Consider the following 13,534-nt stretch of genomic DNA (forward strand, 5'->3'; position numbering starts at 1 on the left):
CTCATCGATAGGAGAGTTGGCGGCATCGAAGTGCGAAAGGATGGAACGCAGGATGGAAATCGCAACATCGGCAATGGTGTCGAGCTCCTCATCGGTCAGCTCTTCACCAGCCTTGTAGCGCTGTGCAATCTCGGGATAATCGCCCGCGACCTGCGGGGCAACCTCCTCAAGCATATCCTCGATGATCTCTTCAGACATAACGTACTCCAAAAGTTAGGTACCTAAATAAGATTGATATCCCGTTACTTCTTCTTGTGCGGGCGCGGCTTCTTCTCTCGACGAGTGACCTCAACCTGCAGCGGAGCGTTCTTAAGACGCTCCTCCTCATCGGCCTTCGCCTTGTCGATGACCTTCTGCGTCACAAAAATCTGCTGGATAACCTGCCAAGCAGACGAGACGTCGTAGTACAGCAGAACACCAACGGGAAGGCTCCAGCCCATCCAAAGCATCATGACCGTCATGACAACGACCATCATACGCATGCTCTGAGCCTGCTGGCCGGTCTGGTTGCGCGACATATAGAGCTGCGGAATCAGGGTCAGGACGGCGAACAGGATCAGGCAAACCAGCGCAGGCAGTGCAACCATAAAGCCATCGGCAAAGGAAGCGCTCGGCGTGGTGGTCAGGTCGGGCAGGATGTTGAAGAACGAGAACGTGCCGTCGTTAAAGTACTGCGGCAGGTTGCGCAGCAATGTAAACAGGGCGAACAGGATAGGCATCTGAATCAGCAGCGGCAGACAGCCAGCCATGGGGTTGAACTTGTTCTCGCTGTAGAACTTCTGCATCTCCTCGGCCTGACGCTGGGGATCGTCGGCATAGCGCTCCTGGATCTCGAGCATCTTGGGCTGCAGCACCTGCATGCGAGCCGTCGACTTGGTCGACTTGAGCATGAGCGGCGTCAGCAGCAGACGGATGATGACCACCAGGATGATGATGGACAGGCCCCAGTCGACCGCAAAGGTCTGGATGAGCTTGAGCAGCTCGAAAAGGATGTTAACGATCCAATCCCACATGTAAGTTTTCCTCCGATAGCGAGTGCCCGCTAGGGCACAGGGTCATAACCGCCGACGTGCAGGGGATTGCAACGAGCGATGCGCCTCACGGCAAGCCAGCAGCCTCTCAAAACACCGTGCTTCTCAATCGCCTGGACGGCGTATTGCGAGCACGTTGGGTAATAAATGCAGGCGTCAGGCAATAAGGGCGAAATAACCTGTTGATATATGCGAATAGGAGCGATGGCAACACGTCGCAAAACGTGATTGCTCATCGCTCCTCCCCGGCAACGCCGGCGCGCTTCATAAGCGAACGCAATGCCTTGTCCATCTCCTGCGGCGAGGAAACCCTCGTCTTGGGAGTTGCAAACAAGATGATGTCATAACCCGCAACGGGAAATCCGCAGCTGCGGGCGGCCTCGCGCATCACACGCTTAGATCGGTTGCGCACGACGGCACAACCGAGTCGCTTAGCACCAACGAAGGCGACCCTTCCGGAGTCGCCTTCGCCAACCGATTCACATATGGTCATTCGAATCAGAGGGTGATTGAAACGACGCCCCTGACTGAACACATGCTCGAAATCTTGCCGAGACTTAATAGTCTTCATGCGAGATGTGTGTATCGCTGCTAGACAGTGAGACGCTTGCGGCCCTTGGCACGACGACGGGCGAGCACGGCACGACCACCCTTAGTGGCCATACGGGCACGGAAGCCATGGGTCTTGGCACGCTTACGCTTATTAGGCTGATACGTACGCTTCATCTTAAGTTCCTCCTGCTGCATTTCGAGTGTCCGCGGGGACGCGGACGCAGATATAGACACGTGAGCTTGAAGATTGTAGGGAAATCAATGTTCAAATGTCAAGAAATCAAAGGTAAAAGGTTGCGCAGTTCACACGGTTCCCCCATAAGCCGAGTTCGATTTAGCGGTGCATGGCAACTTTTCACGATATTTCATCGAGTTTTCAACAGGTCATGTTGGCAATGTTGAGAACTTTTCGTCCGTTTTCCAAAGTTTTCAACAGGTTTTGAAAGTTTGTCGAAAGATGAGAAACATTGCACGGTGAGCTACTATTTGTTCGAAACCTTTTGGAAGATTGCGAGCGGCATGTCTGACGACTTTTACACCATGGTCGATTCCGGAGACCCGGCACCCGACAACGAGCACATCACCGGCGTGCGCGAAGAGCGTGACGAAGGTGAACAGACGACAACGCAGGCGCCAAAAGCCATGTACGCCGCGCGCATCGCCGTCTATGACGACATGCTGTCGACACCGCGGGTGATCGTCATTGATCCGCAAGATGTCCGCACGTATTTGGAAGAGACGACCAACACCGTCTACCAGTGCATGAAAGAACAAGGTGGCCATATCTCGCTCATGGTCATCCGCGAGATTGTCGAAAACTTTATCCACGCGCACTTTGCCGAGCCCATAATCTCGATTCTGGACGGCGGAGACACCATCCGCTTTGCCGATCAAGGACCCGGCATCGACGACAAGGAGCGCGCTTTCGACTTTGGCGTTACCAGCGCAAACAGCAAGATGAAGCGCTATATCCGTGGAACCGGAGCAGGGTTTCCCATGGTGCAAGAGTATTTGGAAAACGCCGGCGGTGCCGTATCCATCGAGGACAACATGGGCAACGGCACCGTGGTTACGGTAAGCCTGAACCCTAAACGCGTGCAGGAAATCGATCGTGCCGGCGGACGCGGTGCTGCCGTGCGGCCCGAGACGGAGCAGCTCACATATCCCCTGCCGGGAGCTTTTGCGCAGCAGCCCATGGCAACGCAGCAGATGCAGCCCCCCGTGGGGCAGATGCAGCAGCCCGGAATGCTTCCTACACAAGAGCCCCAGGCGACATCGATGTCGATGCCGCCAAACATGCCAGAGACCATGCCGCCGGCGGATCAGGATGCAGCAGCAATGCAGCAGGCGACGGGGGCACCGGGTGGCCAGCAAATGGGCTATCAGCCGTACCAGCAGGGATATCCATATCAGCAGATGCCGCCACTGGGGTATGGCCAGCAGTTCCCGCAGCAGTACCAGCAGGGATATCAGCAGCCGTACCAGCAGATGCCGCAGCAGCAGTACAACCCCTGGGCCCAGCAGATGCCTCCGCAGCCTTACCAACAGTGGCCTCAAAGTTTTCAACAGCAAATGCCGCCGATGCAGAGTTCTCAACAACCAGCAGCTCAAATGATGTATCCTAATGCAGCAAATCAGCATGCGCAGCCACAACCGGACGTGTTCGTAAGCGATCGCGGCAACGCCGCGCTGGGCTATCTGGCGCAAAATCAAGCGTGCGGTGCAACCGATCTGGCGAGGGCGTTTGGAAACTCGGCCCCCACTTGGTCACGCACGCTCAATGACTTGGCGCAGGCCGGCTTGGTCATCAAGCATGGCCAGAAATACCATCTGACCGAACTCGGCGCCGCTCGCGTGCGAGCTCAGAGCTAAAGAACGGGAGAGACAGTGGACGAGGAAGCAAGCATCATCCTGGGGGATGCCATCGCCTTTTGCCAGCGCGACGGCCAAGATGCACGCCTCATCAACATGCTGGGGCAATCGCGCGCCATAAGCCTGACCGAAGATACGCTCACGATCGAGGCCCCCTCGCGCTTTGCCATCGCGCAGCTCAAAAAGCATCAGCCGACTATTGAGGCCTATCTGGAAGAAATCGCCTTTGCACCGATCGCGCTCGACATCGTGGCACCGCAAGGCGCCGCGACGGAATCCGCTGCCGCCACGGCGCCCGCCACGGCTCCCGCTGCTTCCCCGGCGGTGCCGGCCTCCGCAGGCGACGCGTCGACGGTCGAGCACCAGCACAGCGATGTTTCCCGTGAAACCATGGCACCGTTGCCGACCGCGGCGGCGACGCCAACGAACGCGCCCGTCACGCACATGCCCATCGCTCACGACGCAGCGGCGGGCGCGGATTCGGGCATTGCAATCAAAAACACGCTCTCGGCCGACGATTTTCGTCGCATGATGAACCAGATGAAGGGCGGGGCGCCGACTAAATCCACGCAAGCCGCGACCCCCACCTCACCCATGCCAGCACCGACCGTGCCGGCCGAGCAGAATACGGATGGAGCCCCGCTCGCCGCGAACTCAAAATTTACCTTTGAGAACTTTGTCTACGGCCCCGAAAACAGCCATGCCTATCGCTCGGCACTCAAGTTTGCCGCCCTCGCGGACGAGCGCGGCACATGCACATCACTGTTCATCTACGGCAAATCGGGCCTGGGCAAGACGCACCTGCTGCTTGCCATCAAAAACGAGCTCGCCGAGAAGTCGCCCGAGATCAAGGTCAAGTATGCCAACTCCCAGGCATATCTGGACGACCTGATGACCGAGTTCGACCGTCAAAAGAAGAGCAACGCTCCCATCATGCAGGCGTACCACGGCGTGGACGTGCTCATCATCGATGACATCCAAAACATCATCGGCAAGCGCGCGAGCGTGGACTACTTTTTCCAGCTCATGGACGAGTTCATCCGCAACAACAAGAAGGTCGTCATCGCGGCAGACCGCGCCCCCAAGGACCTAAGCATGGACGAGCGTCTGACCAGCCGCTTCAACGCCGGCATGCTCTGCCTGGTCGCAGAGCCCAGCTACGAGATGAAATACAAGATCTTGCAGCGCTATTACGAGAACACCATCGTCGCCGCTCCCGAGGCAGGCGACGACTCGCTGCTGGCGGCCTATGGGGGCGACGGCGGACACCTGACCGACGAGCACTTTAAACACATGGCCGAGGTCTCGGGCACCAACATCCGCGAACTCGAGAGCTTTTGCGAGCGCTGCGCCGGCGAGGCGGGCGACCGCGAGCGCGAGGGCGGAGAGCTCACCTTTGACGATATCGACGCCATCGCCAGCCAGTACTTCGACACATCGGCCAAAAAGATCAACGTCCAGACGGTTCAGTCCGTCATCGAAGAGCAGTACGGCGTGACGCACGAGGAGCTCATCGGCCCGCGTCGCAACGCCAATATCGCCAAAGCACGCCATATCGCTATCTACCTGGCCATCGAGATGTGCGAGATGACGACCACGGCGGTGGGCGCCGAATTTGGCAACCGCAACCACTCGACCGTCAGCACGAGCTACAAAAAGGTCCAGAAGATGATCCAGGAAGACCGCACCGTCACCGAAGACCTCAAGTCGCTGCGCGATAAAATTACACTGCGCTCGTAGGGAAATAGAGACACCTGTTGAAAACTTGTCGAAACCACGGGCATAAGGTGTCTAAAACCCAACCCGCGGTGATGAAAAGTTTTGAGCAGGTTTTGAACGTGGAAAACCACCCCCGTTGCACACAGGTTGCTGTCGATTCTCTTTCTGGGTCTGACCTGCGTCTTTGGGAGTAATCAACAGTTTCGTCAGTGCTATTACTATTATTAAGATATTTATATCTATAGAAAGGTATTAAAAGATGAAGTTCACCGTCAGCCAGAGCTCGCTTACACAAGCCATCGGCGTCGTTATGAAGGGTGTCGCTTCGGCATCCACCCTTCCCATCCTGTCGGGCGTGCTCGTTAAGGCGCAAGACGGCATCTTGGAATTCCAGACCTCTAACTACACCATCTCGATCCGTCATCGCATCGCAGCGCATGTCGAAGAAGAGGGCGAGATGGTTATCCCCTGTAAGATGCTCTCCAATATCACCAAGACCCTCCCCGATGCCCCGGTCACCTTTGAGCTGTCCGAGCGCCAGGTGCTGATTGGTTGCGAGAAGAGCTCTTTTAGGCTGAACACGCTCGATGCCAATGACTTCCCCGAGTTTCCGGCCTATGCCATCGAGAGTGCCGTGGAGCTGCCGACCGATATCTTGTCCGAGATGGTCGGCCGCGTATGGCGCGTCACCTCGACCGACAAGGCCCGCCCCATCCTGGGCGGCGTGCACATGAAGGTCGAGAACAACACCGTGCGCCTGGTGGCGACCGATTCCTTCCGCTTGGCCGTGTGCGATACGCAGGTCGAGACCTCGACCCTCGAGGGCTCCTTTGAACTCAACGTTCCGGCCGACGCCTTTAACGACGCGCTGAACATCATGGCCAGCCAGGCGACCATCATGATCGGGGCTACCGACACCCAGGTCGTCTTCGAGGCCGGCAATACCACCTACGTGTCGCGCCGCATCGAGGGCGTGTACCCCAACTACAAGCAGCTCATCCCCGATTCGTGCGTGACGAGCGTCAAGATCGACGTCGCCGCCTTTAACGCCGCCCTCAAGCGCGTGGCCGTTATCGCGAGCGCCAACCCCGCCGTCAAGTTCGAGATCGATGTCGAGAACGGGCAGATGGGCCTGTCCTCCATTTCCAATGACCAGGACCTTGCACAGGAGACGATCGATGTCGAGGCCGAGGGCGAGTCGGGCACCATCGCCTTCAACTACCACTATATCTTCGGCTGCCTCAATGCCCTGTCCAAGGAGAAGGAGATCACGCTGGAGCTCAAGAGCTACTCGCAGGCGGGCATCTTCAAGTCCTACGACAAGATCAACTACCTGTACCTGGTTATGCCGGTCCGCATCTAGCAGCCGCCCTATGACCATATTCGCCCGCGATCTTTCCGTCGTACACTACCGCAGCTTCGATAGTTATCGCCTTGCCCTAGACGAGGGCGTGACGATACTTGCGGGACCCAACGCGGCGGGAAAGACCAATCTCATAGAGGCGCTGCAGCTGCTGACGAGCGGCGCCTCGTTTAGGCATCCGACCGCAGCCGAGCTCGTCCATGACGGCGTGGGCTCGTGCAAGGTCGAGCTGAGGCTCGAGGGCGACGGCCGCGTGCTTGATATGGGATTGAACGCGGAGGACGGTAAGCGCTCGTTTAGCCGCAACGGCAAGAGATGCTCTGCCGCCGGTGTGCGCGGGGTTCTGCCGAGCGTGCTGTTTTGCCCCGACCATCTGGACATGGTTAAGCGAGGCGCCAGTGTGCGCCGCGCCGCCCTCGATGACTTCGGCATGCAACTGAGCGCGCGCTATGCCGATCTTGCGAGCACCTATGGGCGCTGCGTGACCCAGCGTAACGCCCTGCTCAAGGAGACCTGGTGCCGCCGCGAGATGCTCGGCGCGTGGGATGATTCGATTGCCCGCGCGGGCTCGGCCCTGCTCGTGCACCGGTTGGCCCTACTCGACCGGCTGGCGGGCCATGTACACACTGCCTACGGGCAAGTGGCGTCCGGCGAGGCTGCCAACGTGACCTATGCGTCCACGCTGGGGGATTTGCCCCAGGTCGAGGATCGCGAAGAGTTGAAGGGCTGGGCGTACGAGCGCATGCTGGCTGCCCTTGATGAGCGCGCCGACGAGGAAATTCGCCGCGGCGTGACGTTGGTGGGACCGCATCGCGATGAGATTGAGTTTACCGTGGCGGGTCGTTCCGCTCGTTCGTTTGCCAGCCAAGGTCAGCAGCGGACGTTGGTTTTGGCCTGGAAGGTGGCGGAGGTGGCCGTGGCTCGCGATGTCCTGGGCACCGCCCCATTGCTGCTTTTGGACGACGTGATGAGCGAACTCGACGGCGAACGCCGCGGTGCTTTTCTGCGGCTGATCGGCGATGATATCCAAACGGTCATAACCACGACCAACCTGGGATACTTTACCGATGACCTGCTTGATCGAGCCAAGGTGGTGAGCATGGGTGAGACGTGCTAATTACGAGCGCGAGAGCGAGACGGTCGCCTTCAGTGGGTTTTTGAACGCAGAGCGCCAGCGCATCCTGGCGTCGGCGACGCCTGAGCGCCGCGCGCAGATGGAGGCTGCCGAGGAGTCGCGCGCGGTCTATCGCGCGTGGAACGCGGTGTGCTCGGGCACGCGCGAGGGGCGGCATGTGACGGGTCTGCGCTACCTGCCCGAGTCCAATGAGCTGCTGGTATATCTCGATTCGCCCTCGTGGACACAGGAAATGACGCTGTTGCGTGAGATCATCCGCGCGCGCATGGAGCGCGCCGGTGCGCATGTGGACGGCCTGGTGTTCAAAACCACCGCGCCCGGTCACACGCCGCCCGCCGCCAAGGAGCGCCTGCGCCCGGCGACGACCGAGCGCCCGCCGGCTCCGCACGCCGACCTCAGTGAGGCCGAGCGCACCGAGATTGAGTGCCAAGTGGCGCCCATCGAAGACCAAAAACTGCGCGAGGCCCTCGAGAACGCTATGAGAGCCAGCGCCGAGTGGGCCAAGGGCGTGCAAAGCAAAAAAGAGCCTTAAATCGCATCTGGTGGCCTTGTAGAGCCAAATACCCTCGTTCCCGAGGGTATTTTTTTACGATAAACTAGTAAGGCTGTACACATTTTCTTGACTGAAGGAGGACGTGTGGCAAACGAAAACGATTACGATGGCGGCGAGATTAAGATTCTCGAAGGTCTCGAGGCCGTTCGTAAGCGCCCGGGCATGTATATCGGCTCGACGAGCGCCAGCGGTCTGCATCACCTGGTGTGGGAGATCGTTGACAACTCCGTCGACGAGGCCATGGCCGGTTTCTGCACCGAGATCCAGGTGACGGTCCACGCCGACAACTCCATCACGGTCGTCGACAACGGGCGCGGCATCCCCGTCGACGAGCACCCTGTTAAAAAGATCCCGACGCTCGAGGTCGTCATGACGATCTTGCACGCCGGCGGTAAGTTCGATAACTCGGCCTATAAGGTCTCGGGCGGCCTGCACGGCGTTGGCATCTCCGTCGTCAACGCACTGTCCAAGCGCGTGGTCGTTCAGGTTCGTCGCGACGGCAACACCTACGAGATGGAGTTCTCGCGCGGCAAGACCGTCAAGAAGATGGAGGTCGTGGGCACCTCGGATTCGACGGGCACCACCGTCACCTTCTGGCCCGACGACGAGATCTTCGAGACCTGCATTTACGATTTCGATACGCTGCACAACCGTCTGCAGGAGACGGCGTTCCTCAATAAGAACCTCAAAATCGTGCTGACCGACGAGCGCGAGGCGACTCCCCATGTGGAGGAGTTTTGCTACGAGGGCGGCATCATCGACTTCGTCAAGTTCCTCAACGAGGGCAAGGACGTCCCTGAGGCCTTTAAGGAGCCTATCTACATCGAGGGCAAATCGGACCCGGACGCACCTGTGGCCAAGATGGGCGAGGTCGAGGTTTCCCTGCAGTGGAATAGCGGTTACGGCGAGAACGTCATGTCGTTTGCCAACGACATCTACACCCCCGAGGGCGGCATGCACCTTGAGGGCTTCCGCACCGCGCTCACCCGCGTGATCAACGACTACGCGCGCAAACAGAACCTGCTCAAGGAAAAAGACGCCAACCTGACCGGCGACGATGTACGCGAGGGCCTTTCGGCCGTTATCTCGGTCAAGCTGCCCGACCCGCAGTTTGAGGGCCAGACCAAGGCCAAGCTCGGTAGCTCCTATATGCGAGCGCTGACGCTCAAGATCGTGACCGACGGCCTCGCCGATTACTTGGAGGAGCATCCCAAGCCCGCCCGCGAGATCGTCAAGAAGGCGCAACAGGCCTGCAAGGCGCGCAATGCCGCCCGCAAGGCGCGCGAGGCGACCCGCCGCAAGAGCCTGCTCGAGACGGCGTCCCTGCCCGGTAAGCTCGCCGACTGCTCGGTGCGCGATGCCGAGCTGACCGAGCTCTTCATCGTAGAGGGCGACTCGGCAGGCGGTTCGGCCAAGGACGGCCGTCGCCGAGACATCCAGGCGATTCTGCCCCTGCGTGGCAAGATTTTGAACGTCGAACGCGTTGGTGACCATCGCGCGTTCTCGAGTGACACCATTCAGTCGCTGATTACCGCGATCGGCTGCGGCGTCACGACGAGTGCCGGCGACGGCGGCGATTTCGATATCACCAAGGCGCGCTACCACAAGATCATCATCATGACCGATGCAGACGTCGACGGCGCGCATATCCGCATCCTGCTGCTGACGTTCTTCTACAAGTACATGCGTCCGCTGATCGATGCCGGCTACGTCTATGTTGCCTGCCCGCCCATCTTTGGCATTAAGGTGCGCAACAAGATCCACTACGTGTATCCCAACGGCCGCCAGCCCGAAGACGAGATCCTGCGCGACACCATCCAGAGCCTGGGCCTGAACCCCGACGATAACGACGAGGACGGCAAGGCCAAGGACGGCAAGATCACCAAAAAGCGCAAGGGCTATACCGTCCAGCGCTACAAGGGCCTGGGCGAGATGGACCCCAAGCAGCTTGCCTCGACGACGATGGACCCCAAGACCCGCATCCTGCAGCGCGTGTCGATCGAGGACGCCGTGGTGGCAGACCGCGCCGTGCGCGAGCTGATGGGTTCCGAGGTCGGCTATCGCCGCGAGTACATCGAGAAGCATGCACATGACGCACGATTCTTAGACGCCTAATCCCTGCGGCTTTCCCAGCCACCGCACCTTCGCCCTCAATCGTCGGTCGCGTACCCAAGTACGCTTCCCTCCTCTTTCGGGCGAATCTGCGGCACCTGGAAAAGCCGTCTCCGTGGTTGGGAACTAATGGACCACGCAAACCATGAGGAGGTAACGTGGCAGACGATATCAACAATAACGAGAGTATGGACGAGGCCGGCGATGCCGGTATGCCCGATGATTTGAAGCGCCTGCTTGCCCGTGCTGAGCAGGGCGAGGACGGCGACCCGGACGCCTATAACCCCGATGCCGATGATGATGAGGAAGAAGACGACGCCGAGCTCGAGGAGAGCTTTGGCGAAGTCGACCGTGGCGCCTCGGCCGGCGAGGACATCAACGGCGGCCAGCTCCAGATTTCGGAGTTCGGTCGCGAGATGAAGCAGTCGTTCATCGAGTATTCGATGTCGGTTATCACGGCGCGCGCCCTGCCGGACGTGCGCGACGGCTTAAAGCCGGTGCACCGCCGCATCCTGTACGCGATGAACGAGAGCGGCATCTACCCCAACCGCCCACATAAGAAGTCGGCCTGGACGGTCGGCGAAGTTATCGGTAAGTACCATCCGCACGGTGACTCCGCGGTCTACGAGGCCATGGTTCGCCTGGCGCAGTGGTTCTCCATGCGCACGCCGCTCATCGATGGTCACGGCAACTTCGGTAACATCGACGGCGACGGCGCGGCGGCCATGCGTTACACCGAGAGCCGCCTGGCAAAGCCCGCCATGGAACTGTTGCGTGACTTGCAGAAGGATACCGTCGACTGGCAGCCCAACTACGACGAATCGCTCGCCGAGCCCGTGGCGCTGCCTGCGCGCTTCCCCAACCTGCTGGTTAACGGCAGCCAAGGCATCGCCGTCGGCATGGCCACCAACATCGCCCCGCATAACCTCGCCGAGGCGATCGAGGCCACCTGCTACCTGATCGACAACCCCGACGCCACCGTCGACGAGCTCATGCAGATCATGCCCGGTCCGGACTTCCCCACCGGCGCCATCATCATGGGCAGCGCCGGCATTAAGCAGAGCTACGAGACCGGCCGCGGCTCCATTACCGTGCGTGCCAAGGCACACGTGGAGTCCACCAAGACCGGTCGCAGCCGCCTGGTCTTTACCGAGATTCCCTACATGGTCAACAAAGGCACCCTGCAGGAGAAGATCGCCCAGCTCGTCAACGACAAGCGCATCGAGGGCATCTCGGATATGCGCGATGAGTCCAACCAGAAGGGCATCCGTCTGGTTATCGAGCTCAAGAAGGGCGTCATTCCGCAGGTCGTGCTCAACAACCTGTATAAGTACACCTCGCTGCAGACGACCTTTGGCGCCAACAACCTGGCGCTTGTCAACGGCGTTCCCAAATGCCTGAGCCTGCGCGAGATGCTGCAGCACTACATCGACCACCAGGTCGACGTCGTCACCCGCCGCACCCGCTTCGACCTTAAGAAGGCCCAGGCCCGCGCGCATATCCTCGAGGGCTACCTGATGGCCCTTGACCATATCGACGAGGTCATCAGCATCATCCGCTCCTCGCAGACCGACTCCGAGGCCAGCAGCCGACTGATCGAACGCTTTGGCTTTACGCCCGAGCAGACCACGGCCATCCTCGAGATGAAGCTGCGCCGCCTGACCGGCCTGGAGCGCGACAAGATCCAAGAAGAGTTGGACGGCCTGCGCCGCGCCATCGCCTACTACGAGGACCTGCTGGCGCACGAGGAGAAGATTCTGGGCGTCATCAAGGAAGAGATGCGCGAGATCTCCAAGAAGTTTGGCGACAAGCGCCGTACCGAAATCAGCCAGGTTGAGAAGGACCTGGATGTCGAGGACCTCATCGCCGACGAGGATATGGTCGTGACCATCACCCACACTGGCTACGTTAAGCGTATCCCAGTGGCTGCCTACCGTGCCCAGAAGCGCGGTGGCAAGGGCGTGTCGGGCGTCAACCTCAAAGAGGACGACGTTATCGATGAGATGTTCATCGCGTCCACGCACGAGTACGTGCTGTTCTTCTCGAGCAAGGGCAAGGTCTATCGCCTGAAGGTGCACGAGCTGCCGGTGGGTACGCGCCAGGCGCGCGGTACCGCGATCGTCAACCTGCTGCCCTTCGAGGAAGGCGAGAAGATCGCGAGCGTCATCAGCTGCCGCGAGTTCCCTGCCGACGAGTACCTGATGTTTGCCACCAAGAGTGGCATGGTCAAGAAGACCGTGATGAGCGCATATGACCGCAGCCGTCGCGACGGCCTGATCGCTATCAACCTGCGTGACGACGACGCGCTGCTGAACGTGCGCCGCGTGCGCGAGGGCGACAAGATTATCCTGGCCACCACCGCGGGCAAGGCGATCATGTTCTCCGAGGAGCAGGTGCGCGCCACCGGCCGCGATACCAGCGGCGTTCGCGGTATCGGTATGAAGGACGGCGTGAGCGTTCTGGGCATGGAAGTCACTAACGGCAACGGCGATCTGTTCGTCATCACCGAGCGCGGCTACGGCAAGCGCACGCCGGTCGCGGACTACCCAGAGCAGAATCGCGGCGGCCAGGGCGTCTACACCATCCAAATGACCGAGCGCAAGGGCAACCTCGCGGCCATGAAGACGGTGGGCCCGCAGCACGAGCTGTTCATCGTGACGGAGGGTGCGACGGTCATTCGCGTCAAGACCGACGAGATCAGCCAGACCGGCCGCGCCACCCAGGGCGTCAAGATGATGACCGTCGACGACAACGACCGCGTATGCGCCGTAGCCCGCATGACGGCAGCCAAAGAGAAGCCCGAAGGCGAAGCAACAGAAGACGGTTCTGCCCCCGAAGAAGCCCCAGTCGATCTAGGCGATGGCAACGACATGCCAGAAGATCTCCTAGACGAGTAAGAGGCTCTAGCTGGTAAAAATCATCAGACCCCATATATCGGCGGTCGACGCACTGCGCGCCGACCGCTTTTTTGAAAACCTTTGAACCCCACGTCGCCTCCGGCTGCCCGGCGGCATGCGAAGTCGATCGCGAGTTCCGCACGCAAAGAAGGCCACTTAATGTGGCCTTCGTCTTGCGCAGGACTGTCCGAGCAGCAAACCAAAACCATCTCGCCAGCCCAGCGACCACCCCTCCCAAAGATTTTCAAAAAAGTTGTTGACGCGCGCGTAACGACTCGTCTAATATATCCCTTGCGCGAT

At 59.8% G+C, this 13,534-nt stretch carries 11 protein-coding genes and 1 pseudogene; 7 read left to right on the plus strand and 5 right to left on the minus strand.

All coding sequences use genetic code 11. From position 1 onward, the window contains the following. The 5 genes and pseudogenes from AB5Z54_RS01375 to rpmH all read right to left on the minus strand — a co-directional run. Nucleotides 1-198 (minus strand): annotated as a pseudogene (locus AB5Z54_RS01375) (Jag family protein); the annotation flags it as partial. A 44-nt stretch (nt 199-242) separates the two neighbouring features. Beyond that, entirely contained in the window at nt 243-1,013 is a 771-nt protein-coding gene (locus AB5Z54_RS01380) for a YidC/Oxa1 family membrane protein insertase (protein ID WP_368159793.1), read from the minus strand. A gap of 29 nt (nt 1,014-1,042) precedes the next feature. Continuing rightward, nucleotides 1,043-1,267: a membrane protein insertion efficiency factor YidD gene (gene yidD, locus AB5Z54_RS01385; RefSeq protein WP_082421942.1), complete on the minus strand. Its 225-nt coding sequence runs from the start codon at nt 1,265-1,267 to the stop codon at nt 1,043-1,045. After that, nucleotides 1,264-1,602 (minus strand): ribonuclease P protein component, encoded by a 339-nt coding sequence (gene rnpA / locus AB5Z54_RS01390; RefSeq protein ID WP_006236191.1) that lies wholly within the window; start codon nt 1,600-1,602, stop codon nt 1,264-1,266. Before rnpA ends, yidD begins: the two co-directional genes overlap by 4 nt. 20 nt (nt 1,603-1,622) lie before the next feature. Beyond that, nucleotides 1,623-1,757 (minus strand): 50S ribosomal protein L34, encoded by a 135-nt coding sequence (gene rpmH, locus AB5Z54_RS01395; protein ID WP_019127408.1) that lies wholly within the window; start codon nt 1,755-1,757, stop codon nt 1,623-1,625. Between the two features lie 273 nt (nt 1,758-2,030). Here rpmH and AB5Z54_RS01400 point away from each other — a divergent pair, with 273 nt between their 5' ends. The 7 genes from AB5Z54_RS01400 to gyrA all read left to right on the plus strand — a co-directional run bounded on the left by AB5Z54_RS01400 (nt 2,031) and on the right by gyrA (nt 13,234). Next, nucleotides 2,031-3,455 (plus strand): ATP-binding protein, encoded by a 1,425-nt coding sequence (locus tag AB5Z54_RS01400; protein WP_368135206.1) that lies wholly within the window; start codon nt 2,031-2,033, stop codon nt 3,453-3,455. 15 nt (nt 3,456-3,470) lie between these two features. Beyond that, nucleotides 3,471-5,195, plus strand: a complete 1,725-nt coding sequence (locus AB5Z54_RS01405) for a DnaA ATPase domain-containing protein (protein ID WP_138374278.1) — start codon at nt 3,471-3,473, stop codon at nt 5,193-5,195. A 238-nt stretch (nt 5,196-5,433) separates the two neighbouring features. Next, the gene (gene dnaN, locus AB5Z54_RS01410; RefSeq protein ID WP_022094338.1) at nt 5,434-6,537 is read left to right on the plus strand and encodes a DNA polymerase III subunit beta; all 1,104 of its coding nucleotides are present in this window, start codon (nt 5,434-5,436) and stop codon (nt 6,535-6,537) included. A gap of 10 nt (nt 6,538-6,547) precedes the next feature. Further along, the gene (gene recF / locus AB5Z54_RS01415; protein WP_368159796.1) at nt 6,548-7,654 is read left to right on the plus strand and encodes a DNA replication/repair protein RecF; all 1,107 of its coding nucleotides are present in this window, start codon (nt 6,548-6,550) and stop codon (nt 7,652-7,654) included. Next, nucleotides 7,641-8,204, plus strand: a complete 564-nt coding sequence (locus AB5Z54_RS01420; RefSeq protein WP_368159798.1) for a DciA family protein — start codon at nt 7,641-7,643, stop codon at nt 8,202-8,204. Before recF ends, AB5Z54_RS01420 begins: the two co-directional genes overlap by 14 nt. Before the next feature lie 105 nt (nt 8,205-8,309). Continuing rightward, complete coding sequence (gene gyrB, locus AB5Z54_RS01425) at nt 8,310-10,340, plus strand: DNA topoisomerase (ATP-hydrolyzing) subunit B (protein ID WP_117769723.1); 2,031 nt, start codon at nt 8,310-8,312, stop codon at nt 10,338-10,340. 185 nt (nt 10,341-10,525) lie between these two features. Then, nucleotides 10,526-13,234 carry a DNA gyrase subunit A gene (gene gyrA / locus AB5Z54_RS01430; RefSeq protein ID WP_368159926.1) on the plus strand — a complete coding sequence of 903 codons (2,709 nt, stop codon included), beginning with the start codon at nt 10,526-10,528 and terminating at the stop codon, nt 13,232-13,234. Nucleotides 13,235-13,534: the final 300 nt, after the last annotated feature.

This window comes from Collinsella aerofaciens (assembly GCF_040910185.1).
GTDB lineage: Bacteria > Actinomycetota > Coriobacteriia > Coriobacteriales > Coriobacteriaceae > Collinsella > Collinsella aerofaciens_BF.

Bases quoted from the DNA above. Each gene is read 5' to 3' on its own strand.
- AB5Z54_RS01380 (WP_368159793.1), bottom strand. From the start codon at position 1,013: ATGTGGGATTGGATCGTTAACATCCTTTTCGAGCTGCTCAAGCTCATC.
- yidD (WP_082421942.1), bottom strand. From the start codon at position 1,267: ATGAGCAATCACGTTTTGCGACGTGTTGCCATCGCTCCTATTCGCATA.
- rnpA (WP_006236191.1), bottom strand. From the start codon at position 1,602: ATGAAGACTATTAAGTCTCGGCAAGATTTCGAGCATGTGTTCAGTCAG.
- rpmH (WP_019127408.1), bottom strand. From the start codon at position 1,757: ATGAAGCGTACGTATCAGCCTAATAAGCGTAAGCGTGCCAAGACCCAT.
- dnaN (WP_022094338.1), top strand. From the start codon at position 5,434: ATGAAGTTCACCGTCAGCCAGAGCTCGCTTACACAAGCCATCGGCGTC.
- recF (WP_368159796.1), top strand. From the start codon at position 6,548: ATGACCATATTCGCCCGCGATCTTTCCGTCGTACACTACCGCAGCTTC.
- gyrA (WP_368159926.1), top strand. From the start codon at position 10,526: ATGGACGAGGCCGGCGATGCCGGTATGCCCGATGATTTGAAGCGCCTG.